Source organism: Streptomyces sp. NBC_00224, from assembly GCF_041435195.1.
GTDB lineage: Bacteria > Actinomycetota > Actinomycetes > Streptomycetales > Streptomycetaceae > Streptomyces.
In genome coordinates this window covers 848,230-858,139 of sequence record NZ_CP108106.1, presented here as the reverse complement: position 1 = coordinate 858,139, position 9,910 = coordinate 848,230, and the positions used below count along the sequence as shown (strand labels likewise).

Below are 9,910 nucleotides of genomic sequence, written 5' to 3'. Positions count from 1 at the left end.
CTCCCTGCCGTACTACGAGTGGGCCCGGAAGGAATGAGAGTGATGGAGAGGAACCTGTTCGGATCCGCCGGTCCGGAGAACGCATCCGGCCGTGAAGTGCCCGAGTACCACGGTGGCGATGACCCCGCAGCCGACGAGGAGGCGCCGGTCGGCGCCATAGGCGCGCCCGCGCGGGCTCAAGCGGAGGGGAACACCGGCAGCGTCGAGAGCGGTTTGGACGAGCGGCCGGGCCGTCGCCCCGGCACTCTTGGGCGGGACCCGGAGCCGGAGGCGGAGGGAAGTACGGAGGAGGAGGCCCTTCCGGTGACGGCCGCGATCGGTGCGCTCGGAGCGGTCGCCGGAGCGGCGGTGGGTACGGCTGCGACTGGGACTGCGATACGTACGGTGCCATCGGCACACGACCCTGGCCGGGCAGAGGCGGCGGTCTCCACCGCTGTGCAGCCCACGGCCGAGGTGGCCCGTACGGAGGCGGCGAAGGAAGCCGGAGCCTCGGCGGGCGGGGCCGCCGGGACCCGAGCCGAATCGGCCGGATCATCCGGTGCAGCCGCCTCACCCGCGTCAGCCGGATCGTCCGAACCCCCGGCCGTGTCCGCTGCGGTGGCGAGCGCGCCCGCCGCCGCCCAGGCGGGCCAGTCGGCCACCCACATCGACAGCGGTGACGAAGCCGGGGACGGCGACGGACCCGAAAGGGGTGGCCCAGGCGTGGTGGGGCGCGTTCCGCGGCCCATGCGCATCGCCGCGGCCTTCGCCGGAGCGGCTCTCATCGCCACACCGTTCATCGTGGCGGGACTCCAGGGCGGTGACGACGGTCAGGCGGCCCGCCGGGAACAGGCGGCCGCGTGGAACGGCGGTAAGACGAAGGACGGCTTCGTCCCGGGCACCGACCCCCAGCAGCGCGGGGGCGAAGCCGGCTCGGCGCCGCACACCGGACAGGGCGGGGGCGGAGACCAGCGGGGCGGGGCCGGCTCGGGCGATGGCGGCGCCGGTAACGGCACGCACGCGCTCAGCGGCGTGCCCGCCGGGAGCGGCGTTACGGGTGACCACCCCGCAGGGCAGGCGAAGTCCGAGGCCGGCACCGGCAGCGGGGGCGAATCCCGGACCACGACGGGCGGGTCGCCCTCGTCTCAGCCCGGTGGCGGCTCGGGAGGAACCAAGACATCGGGCTCCGGCGCGTCCAAGGGCGCGGCGGCCCAGGGCCCCAGCACGGTGTTCAGTGCCATCGCCGGACCGTACTGCTCGGGCCCGCAGCGCTTCCAGATGCATGACTACGTCAGCGACAAGCGGACGGGCTGGTCCAGCTCGACCGGCGGTTACAAGGGCTCGGGCTGCGACGGGCGGTATGTGTCGATGCCGATGTCCGGTGGTTCGGGGGACGGTGCCAACTCGGTCAACTGGCTCTTCGACACCTCGGCCGATGCCAAGCAATGCCGTATCTCCGTCTACATTCCGCGCAGCAGTGACGTGATGAGGGTCGGCGGCACCGCGACGTACTACAGCGTCTACCGGGCCTTCACCCCCAAGGGCGACAACCTCGTGGGGTCATTCTCCATCAACCAGGTTGCCCATCAAGGAGGTTGGTACGACGTCAGCGGCACGTTCCCGGTCGGCACCAGGAAGATCTCGGTGAAGATGCACGACCGGGGCACGAACAAGAAGGGGTCCACCAAGACCTACGCCCATCACGCGGCGGCCGCTGTCAGGGTCAACTGCACGGGGTGACACCCATACCCCCTGGGCCGGCCCGGAGCTGCCTCCGGGCCGGCCCGCACCGTACGCAGTGGTCACGACCGGAAGCCGCGTCCGCTGTCATCGCGGCCGGGACCACGGGCGTAAGTACTCGCGGTACAGGTAGGACTCCGTTAGCTCTGCAAAGACACCGACCACGCACCAATCAACGTCTTCCCAGCTCAGCCCGTTCTCGAAAGAGCTACACCCCCCTTCCCATCCACTTGCTCCACCAGGTATCTTGCATCGCATGGAACCAGGTGATTCGACCAAGCAGGCCCGGGCAGCCGCCCAGCTGCGCAAGGGTGTCCTGGAGTACTGCGTACTCGCCCTGATGCGGGACCGCCCCCGCTACGGCGTGGAACTCCTCCACGCGTTGGAGGAATCCGGCGCCCTGGCCACCAGCCAGGGCACGGTCTACCCGCTGCTCTCCCGGCTCCGCCGCGACGACCTGGTCACCACCACCTGGCAGGAGTCCGCCTCCGGACCACCCCGTCGCTACTACGCGCTCACCGACAGCGGCCGGGCCGCACTCGACGAGTTCACCCGCGTCTGGCCCGGCTTCCGCAACGCCGTCGACGCCTTCCTGACCACCCCCCACACCTCCACCGGAGACCTCGCATGAAGACCTCAACCGACCCCGTACGCGACTACCTCTCCGCCGTCGAGCGCGAGGCCTCCGCGCTCCCCGCCGACCGTCGCCAGGAACTCCTCGCCGACCTCGCCGAACACATCGAGGTGACGCGCGCCGAACGCCCCGACGCCGCGATCGGCGCGGTCCTGGCGGAGTTGGGGGACCCCCGCACGATCGCGGCAACGGCACTGTCCGAGGCGGGGAACGGGACCGCCGGGGCCCCGGCCCAGGGCGGTGCCGACGCACCCGCCCGGCGCGGCAAGGTGCACCCCCTGGTCCCGCTCCTGATGCTGACCATCCCCTTCCTCTTCGCGACGGTCCTCCCCGACGTCCCCGCCGTGCAGTTCTGCAGCACCTTGTTCCGCGTCATCGGCGCGGTATTTCTCTGCACCTCAGTGCACTGGACCTCGGTCCAGAAGACCACTGGCGTGCTGCTCGCCGCCGTCCTGCCGACCGTCGCCATCAGCATCTGGACATGGTCCAGCGCCGCCCCGGCGGGCGACGGTCCGGCCCTCCTCGCCAACCTGGCGACGCTCGCCGTGCTGGCCAGTACGACAGCATGGCTCTGGCGGGTCCGCCGCGCCTGAGCGCGGCCGCCGACGCCCCGGCCCGCCAGGACGTTTCGGCCACCTCCGCCTCATCGGTGAGTCCGAGAGACGGCCCGGGCCATGCGGAGGGTGTCCGCGGGGGCGCTGTTAGCCTGTTGCTCATGATCGGGAAGAGCGCCAGGCTGCGGATATCCAACCTGCTGGCGCCAAGTGGTCCGCAGCGCGCCCTCATCGTCGCGAGCTTCGTCAGTCGGGTGGGCAACGGGCTGTTCAACACCGCTGCGGTGCTCTACTTCACGCTGGTGGTGCACCTGCCCGCCGCACGGGTCGGTGTCGGCCTCACGATCGCCGGGCTGGTCGGGCTGCTGGCCGGGATCCCGGCCGGGAACCTGGCCGACCGGTACGGGCCGCGCACGGTCTGGCTGACGTCCCTCACGATGCAGGCCGCGACGATGGCCGCATTCGTCTTCATCCACAGCTGGGTCACGTTCACGCTCATCGCCACCCTGGACCGGCTGGCAGCAGCGGCGAGCGGCGCCGCGGGCGGTGCGCTCATCGCCCGTGCCGGCGGTGAACGCCCGGCCGCCTTCAGGGCGAAACTCCGCACGTTCGTCAACCTGGGCGTGGTCCTGGGCACCCTCGGCGCCGCCTTCGCCATCTCGGCCAACACCCGCCCGGCATACACCGCGCTCATCCTCGCCAACGCCGCCAGCTTCGCCTGCGCCGGACTGGTCGCACTGATCGGCGTCCCGAACTACCAGCCCCTGCCCCGGCCCAAGGAGCACCACCGCTGGGCCGTCCTGTCGGACCGGCCGTTCGTGTCCTTCGCCGCGCTCTACGGTGCCATGGGCCTGCAATACCAGACCGTCTCCCTGCTCCTGCCGATCTGGCTGTCCGCCCACACCGACGCGCCCCGGTGGACCGTGGCGGCGGTCTACGCGGTCAACAGCGGGGTGTGCGTGCTGCTCCAGAGCAGGATCGGCTCCCGGGTGGAAACACCGCGCCAGGGCGGCCGGGCGTTCCGCCTCGCCGGGCTGCTCTTCTTGGTCAGCTGCCCCTTGATGGCCCTGACCGCGGACGTTCCGACCTGGGTCGCGCCAGGGCTCGCCATCCTCGCCGTCTGCGTGCACAGTCTCGGAGAGGTATGGGAGTCCTCGGGCGGCTTCGCGCTGGGCTTCGGTCTCGCCCCCGACCACGCCCAAGGGCAGTACCAGGGCTTCTTCGGCATCGCCTTCGACGCCGGACAGGCCCTGGCTCCGGTGGTCCTCACGACAGCGGTCCTTGGACTGGGACACGCAGGCTGGCTGCTGCTCGGCGCGTTCTTCGCGGCTCTGGGCGCGGCAGGCCCGCCGGTGGCCGCATGGGCGGAGCGCACCCGCCGCTCAAGCCACGACACGGCCCGCGCGACACATGGTCGGCCCGACGAGGCCCCGCTTCCCGACACCGTCTAGTTTTCACCGGCACCTGGGTGGCCTGAAGGGCGGCGCGTCCGGCTCGTACCGCCGCTCTCGCCTAGCGCCTCCGGCCATCGCGAAGGCCTCACCCGGCAGCCTGATCAGACGACGGTGACGACCGCGCCCGCGCCCGAGGCGGGGCCGAGTTCGCCGATGACGGGATGGCCGGGGATCTCGCCGACGATGAGCAGGCCGCCTGATGTCTGGGCGTCGGCGAGCAGGAGGAGTTCTTCCTCGGCGGTGTCGCCGGCATCGAGATGGGGGCGCACCCAGTCCAGATTGCGGCGGGTTCCTCCGCTGACGTATCCGGCCCGCAGCGAGCAGCGAGCGCCGTCTAGGTAGGGGACGGCCGCCGCGTACACGGTGGCGGAGACGTGAGAGGCCCGGGCCAGTTTGTACAGGTGGCCCAGGAGGCCGAAACCGGTGATGTCGGTGGCGCATTCGACGCCGGCCTCCAGGGCCTGGGCGCCGGCCCGGTCGTTGAGGGCGGTCATGGAAGCGACGGCATGCGGGAAGATCTCGCCGGTCGTCCTGTGCCGGTTGTTGAGGACGCCCACGCCGAGCGGCTTGGTCAGCGTCAGGGGAAGCCCTGCCCGGCCGGTGCTGTTGCGCAGAATGCGATCGGGGTGCACCAGGCCGGTGACGGCCATGCCGTACTTGGGCTCGGGGTCGTCGACGCTGTGACCGCCCGCGACATGGCAGCCCGCGCTGTGCGCGACGTCGAGTGCGCCGCGCAGCACCTCGCCGGCCAGCTCGAAGGGAAGCACGTCGCGCGGCCAGCCGAGCAGATTGACGGCGGTGACGGGGCGCCCGCCCATCGCGTACACATCGGAGAGGGCGTTGGCCGCGGCGATACGGCCCCAGTCGTAGGCATCGTCGACGACAGGGGTGAAGAAGTCGGCGGTCGAGACGAGCGCGGTGGTGGGGGAGATACGGACCACGGCGGCGTCGTCGCCGGTGTCGAGGCCGACGAGTAGTTCGGCTTCGGGGTTCTCGGCGCCCCCGGCGCTCAGCCCGCCGACGATTTGTTCCAGTTCACCGGGGGGAATCTTGCACGCGCATCCGCCGCCGTGCGCGTACGACGTCAATCGGGGCGCTGATGACACCTCATGTCCCGTCATGCCAGGATGATTTCACTCTCGGCCGCTCGGGGAACAGGGGGCGGGTGAGCGGCGACATGGAGGCGTTAGGGCGGCTGGTGCCCCTCCCGATCTTCAAAATCGGTGTGATCCGGCATCCGGGTCAGGCGGGTTCGATTCCCGTCCGCCTCCGCCGACTTGGTGGGGGGAGCGCGACGTGGACCAGGCCGTGCGGGGCGAGCCGGATCCCCGGCGCAGCGTGCCGAGCACGGCCGTCGTACTGGACGACCCTCTCTTGCAGGCGGCCATCGCGCGGCTGGGCAGAGCGATGGTCAAAAAAACCGTCCAGTCCGTACAACAGGCGGTGCGGCAGGGGAACGTGAAGCCGCAGGACGTCGTCGGCGCGGTCCTGGCCGCGCTGCCCGGCCAGGCGTCGGGGCTGCGCCCGGTCCACAACGCGACGGGGGTGATCGTGCACACCAACCTCGGTCGCGCCCCGCTCTCGCGGGCAGCGGTGGAGGCGGTGGCGGCCGCCTCCGGATGCACGGACGTGGAGCTCGATCTGGACAGCGGGCGCCGTGCCCGCCGCGGGCGCTCCGCGCTCAGCGCCTTGCGGCACGCCGTACCGGGTGCCCAGGCGGTCCATGTCGTCAACAACGGCGCCGCCGCGCTGACGCTGGCGGCGACCGCCCTGGCCGCGGGACGGGAAATCCTCCTCAGCCGGGGCGAGTTCGTGGAGATCGGGGACGGCTTTCGGATCCACGAACTGCTCACCGCGACCGGTGCGAGGATCCGGGAGGTGGGGACGACCAACCGCACCCGGCTCAGTGACTACGCCGCGGCCGTCGGACCGCAGACCGCCTTCATCCTCAAGATCCACCCGTCCAATTTCATCGTCCGCGGTTTCACCGCCGAGGCTGGCCTTTGCGAACTCGCCTCCCTGGGCCTGCCCGTCGTCGCGGACATAGGATCAGGACTGCTGGCCCCAGAGCCCCTTCTCCCCGACGAACCCGACGTGAGCACCGCTCTGAGCGAGGGGGCCGGCCTCGTCATCGCCAGCGGCGACAAACTCCTCGGCGGACCGCAGGCCGGCCTCGTCTTCGGAACCGAAGCCGAAGTCGACCGTCTCAGACGTCATCCGCTCGCTCGTGCCATGCGGGTCGACAAGCTCACCCTCGCCGCCCTGGAAGCCACCCTGACCGGACCCGAGCCGCCTGTGCGGCAGGCTCTGCGCCTGCCCCTGGCCGAGCTTGAGGAGCGCTCCGAGCGGCTCGCCGCGTCCTTGCGCTCCCACGGCATCGACGCGCAGGTCGTCGCCGCCGATGCCGTCGTCGGAGGCGGCGGTGCACCGGGGACGGCGCTGCCTTCCTGCGCTGTCGCTCTGCCGCCCGACTTCGCGGGCGCCCTGCGCACCGGCACTCCGCCCGTGATCGGCCGTGTGCTCCACGGCCGACTGCTGCTGGACCTCCGCTGCGTCCCCGAGCCCAGTGATACGCACATCCTCGAAGCCGTGCTGCGAGCGGCGGGAGCCTGACATGCACGTCGTCGCCACGGCCGGCCACGTCGACCACGGCAAGAGCACCCTCGTACGGGCCCTGACCGGACGCGATCCCGACCGGCTCGCCGAGGAGCGGCGCAGGCGGCTGACCATCGACCTCGGCTTCGCCTGGACCACCCTCGGTTCGGGGGAGACCATCGCCTTTGTCGACGTCCCCGGGCACGAACGCTTCGTTGCGAACATGCTCGCCGGTATCGGCCCCGTGGCGGCCGTGATGATCGTCGTGGCGGCCGACGGGGGGTGGATGCCCCAGTCCGCCGAGCACCTCGCCGCCCTGGACGCCCTCGACGTGCGCCACGGCCTGCTCGTGATCACCCGCAGCGATCTCGCGGACCCCGCCCCCGCCCGTGTACGGGCACTGGCCGAGATCCGCGCCACCTCGCTGGGCCGCGTCGATTCCGTCACGGTCAGCGCGAAGACCGGCCACGGGCTCGACCACCTGCGGCGCGGCCTCGCCCGGCTCGTCCACCGCATCCCCGCACCGGACCCGTCGGGCGCGGTGCGCCTGTGGGTGGACCGGGCCTTCACCGTGCGCGGGGCGGGCCTGGTGGTCACCGGAACCCTGCCCCGGGGGCGCATCGATGTGGAGGACGAACTCGTCACCGCCCCGCAGGGGCTGCGGGCCAAGGTGCGGGGCATCCAGACCCTGGAGCGGGACACACCCACGGTCACCGCGCCCGCCCGCGTCGCCCTCAATCTGCGCGGCCCCGCTCACGGCGCCCTCCCACGGGGTGAAGCCCTTCTCACGCCGGGGCAGTTCATCCAGACCACCGTGTGCGACGTCCGCCTGCACGGCACCGACGCCGGCCGGCTGCCCCGGACGCTCACGCTGCACATCGGAGCGGCCGCTCGCACCGTGCACCTTCGCCCGCTCGGCCACGGCGCCGCCCGGCTCTCCTTCACCCCCGCGCTCCCGCTGCGCCTCGGCGACCGGGCACTGCTGCGCGACCCCGGCCGCCAGGCGATCAGCGCGGGAGTGACCGTCCTCGACGTCCGCCCGCCCGAACTGCGCCGCCGGGGAGCCGCCGCCACACGGGCCCGCGAGCTCGCACAGCTCGCCGGCACCCCGACCGAAGCGACGGAACTCGCCCGCCGACGCCTGATACGCCGCCCCCTGCTGGAGGCCATGGGTGTGGCGGTCACCCGTGATCCGGTGAGCGGGGACTGGCTTGCCGACCCCGCGTACTGGCAGGAACTGTTCCACCGCCTGACCACGCTGGTGGCCGACTTCGCCGAGGAGCGGCCCTACGCGGACGGCCTGCCGCTGGAGACGGCCCGGCTCCAGCTCCAGCTGCCCGATCGCGCCCTGGTCCAGGCTCTGGTCCGGGCGCCTCTTGAGGTGCGCGCGGGCAGGATCGTGCACCGATCCGCCGGTGTGCCGCAAGCGCTCCGCGACGCGGTACGGCAGGTGTGCGCCGATCTGGAGCAGGCTCCGTTCCGGGCTCCGGCGGCACCGCGCCTGGCGGAACTCGGCCTGGGGGAGCGGGAGATCCGGGCAGCGACCCGCGCGGGTCTGCTGCTGTGTCTCGCGCCCGGGATCGTCCTGTTGCCAGACGCCCCGGCACGTGCCCTGGTACAAGTGGGGCGGCTGGCACAGCCGTTCACCGTGGGCGCCGCGAGCCGCGCGCTCGACACCACCCGCCGGGTGTCTCTGCCTATGCTCAACCACCTGGACGAACAGGGCCTCACCCGCCGACTGCCGGATCACCGCCGGGAGGTGATCCGGTCGGGTTCACGATGAGGTGAGCGCTTGAGGGGGCGGCCGACGCCCGCCGCGCGACGTGGCTCCCCGCCATTCCCAGCGGCAACAGCATCAGGACCACGATGCCCGCCGTCTGGGTCAGGCGCGTCAGCGAGTACGTGCGACGGCGCCCGATCCCGGCGGGGTCCCCGGTCAGCGTCGCGATGACCAACGGGACGCCGAAGCACGTACCGTAGACCAGGCCCGACCACTGCGGGGCGACCGTCAGCAGCGAACTGAACAGAAGCACCCATGACGCGCACGACATACGGAACGTCGTCCACACCAACCCCGTGTCCAGCCCCCACAGCAGGGGCGTCACCCAGCCGGGAGCGGTTTCCGTGCCGTCCGACAGCCTCTTGGTCGTCTGCCGGCGCAGGCCGACGGTGAACGTGCCCCGTCTGATGGCGCGGGCGTCGAGAACGATGCCCACCGCCGCCGCTGCGGCGCACACCGCGACCCGTACGTGAGAGGGCAGGTGAGCGGACGTCACCGTGCCGGCCTGGTACAGGACCGCGACCATGAAACCGGCCGCGGCGATGTGCGCGAGCGCGAGTGTGGCGATGAAGCGCAGGTTGCGCCGCCGCATGAGGTCGGAATCCCCTTGCACGAAGGGGCGGACGAATCCGATGAAGGACTGGCCTCAAGGACTGAACAACTGGGCGAACCCGGCCACGGCGGCCAGGCTCACGGTCCACAGAGCCACCAGGGGCATGGCGCTTCGGCTCCCTCAAGGGTGCGGAGAAAGGGTGCGGAGACTGCGGGAGACGGTCAGGCCGGGGAGGGGCCGAACCAGATGGAGCACGCGAACGGACCGGACCAGCAGTCGGTGCCCGTGGCGCATTCGCCGCAGTAGTACCGGTTGCTGCCGCTGACACAGCTCCACGTTCGGCGGTTGTAGCCACTCGGGCAGCTATAGCGGTCCTTGCTTTCCCCGTAGCTGCATTCCTCGCACTTCGCCAGGCTGCAGCACGGCGAGCCCTGGCAGTCCGCGGCGTTGGCCCGGTCGCCCAGGAACAGCGCCGAGAGACCGGCGATGAACGCGGTGGCCGAGACCCGCAGTACCCGGCGTCGCCGGGCGGGATGGCTGTCCCACTCCTCAAGTGCCGCGGCCACGCCCGTCGACTGGCTGCACACGGTGGTCGTGCTCATACGGGTGTCTCCTTTCTTC

At 71.7% G+C, this 9,910-nt stretch carries 9 protein-coding genes and 1 tRNA gene; 7 read left to right on the top strand and 3 right to left on the bottom strand.

The genetic code is table 11. From position 1 onward, the window contains the following. Positions 1-42: 42 nt before the first annotated feature. The 4 genes from OG965_RS03750 to OG965_RS03735 all read left to right on the top strand — a co-directional run bounded on the left by OG965_RS03750 (position 43) and on the right by OG965_RS03735 (position 4,358). Positions 43-1,719, top strand: a complete 1,677-nt coding sequence (locus tag OG965_RS03750) for a hypothetical protein (RefSeq protein WP_371649062.1) — start codon at positions 43-45, stop codon at positions 1,717-1,719. Positions 1,720-1,975: 256 nt separating this feature from the next. Continuing rightward, entirely contained in the window at positions 1,976-2,350 is a 375-nt protein-coding gene (locus OG965_RS03745; protein ID WP_371649060.1) for a PadR family transcriptional regulator, read from the top strand. Next, a complete protein-coding gene (locus OG965_RS03740) occupies positions 2,347-2,946 on the top strand; it encodes a hypothetical protein (protein WP_371649058.1) in 600 nt (199 codons plus the stop codon). The genes OG965_RS03745 and OG965_RS03740 overlap by 4 nt, the downstream gene beginning before the upstream one ends. Positions 2,947-3,068: 122 nt before the next feature. Then, complete coding sequence (locus OG965_RS03735; protein WP_371649056.1) at positions 3,069-4,358, top strand: MFS transporter; 1,290 nt, start codon at positions 3,069-3,071, stop codon at positions 4,356-4,358. 104 nt (positions 4,359-4,462) lie between these two features. Here the strand turns inward: OG965_RS03735 and selD are convergent, their stop codons facing one another. Further along, positions 4,463-5,482, bottom strand: coding sequence for a selenide, water dikinase SelD (gene selD / locus OG965_RS03730; RefSeq protein ID WP_371649054.1), 1,020 nt, complete (start codon positions 5,480-5,482; stop codon positions 4,463-4,465). Between the two features lie 58 nt (positions 5,483-5,540). Here selD and OG965_RS03725 point away from each other — a divergent pair. From OG965_RS03725 to selB, 3 genes are all read left to right on the top strand, one after another. Then, a tRNA-Sec gene (locus OG965_RS03725) sits at positions 5,541-5,633 on the top strand. A gap of 24 nt (positions 5,634-5,657) precedes the next feature. Further along, positions 5,658-6,974 (top strand): L-seryl-tRNA(Sec) selenium transferase, encoded by a 1,317-nt coding sequence (gene selA, locus OG965_RS03720; protein ID WP_371649053.1) that lies wholly within the window; start codon positions 5,658-5,660, stop codon positions 6,972-6,974. Position 6,975: 1 nt separating this feature from the next. Then, positions 6,976-8,739, top strand: a complete 1,764-nt coding sequence (gene selB, locus OG965_RS03715) for a selenocysteine-specific translation elongation factor (protein WP_371649052.1) — start codon at positions 6,976-6,978, stop codon at positions 8,737-8,739. Here selB and OG965_RS03710 read toward each other — a convergent pair. Both OG965_RS03710 and OG965_RS03705 read right to left on the bottom strand, forming a co-directional pair. After that, positions 8,684-9,328: a hypothetical protein gene (locus OG965_RS03710; protein WP_371649050.1), complete on the bottom strand. Its 645-nt coding sequence runs from the start codon at positions 9,326-9,328 to the stop codon at positions 8,684-8,686. The two genes, selB and OG965_RS03710, sit on opposite strands and share 56 nt — an antisense overlap. A 182-nt stretch (positions 9,329-9,510) precedes the next feature. Continuing rightward, positions 9,511-9,891: a hypothetical protein gene (locus tag OG965_RS03705; protein WP_371649048.1), complete on the bottom strand. Its 381-nt coding sequence runs from the start codon at positions 9,889-9,891 to the stop codon at positions 9,511-9,513. Positions 9,892-9,910 lie beyond the last annotated feature (19 nt).

Bases quoted from the DNA above. Each gene is read 5' to 3' on its own strand.
- OG965_RS03750 (WP_371649062.1), top strand. From the start codon at position 43: ATGGAGAGGAACCTGTTCGGATCCGCCGGTCCGGAGAACGCATCCGGC.
- OG965_RS03710 (WP_371649050.1), bottom strand. From the start codon at position 9,328: ATGCGGCGGCGCAACCTGCGCTTCATCGCCACACTCGCGCTCGCGCAC.
- OG965_RS03740 (WP_371649058.1), top strand. From the start codon at position 2,347: ATGAAGACCTCAACCGACCCCGTACGCGACTACCTCTCCGCCGTCGAG.
- selD (WP_371649054.1), bottom strand. From the start codon at position 5,482: ATGACGGGACATGAGGTGTCATCAGCGCCCCGATTGACGTCGTACGCG.
- OG965_RS03745 (WP_371649060.1), top strand. From the start codon at position 1,976: ATGGAACCAGGTGATTCGACCAAGCAGGCCCGGGCAGCCGCCCAGCTG.
- OG965_RS03705 (WP_371649048.1), bottom strand. From the start codon at position 9,891: ATGAGCACGACCACCGTGTGCAGCCAGTCGACGGGCGTGGCCGCGGCA.
- OG965_RS03735 (WP_371649056.1), top strand. From the start codon at position 3,069: ATGATCGGGAAGAGCGCCAGGCTGCGGATATCCAACCTGCTGGCGCCA.
- selB (WP_371649052.1), top strand. From the start codon at position 6,976: ATGCACGTCGTCGCCACGGCCGGCCACGTCGACCACGGCAAGAGCACC.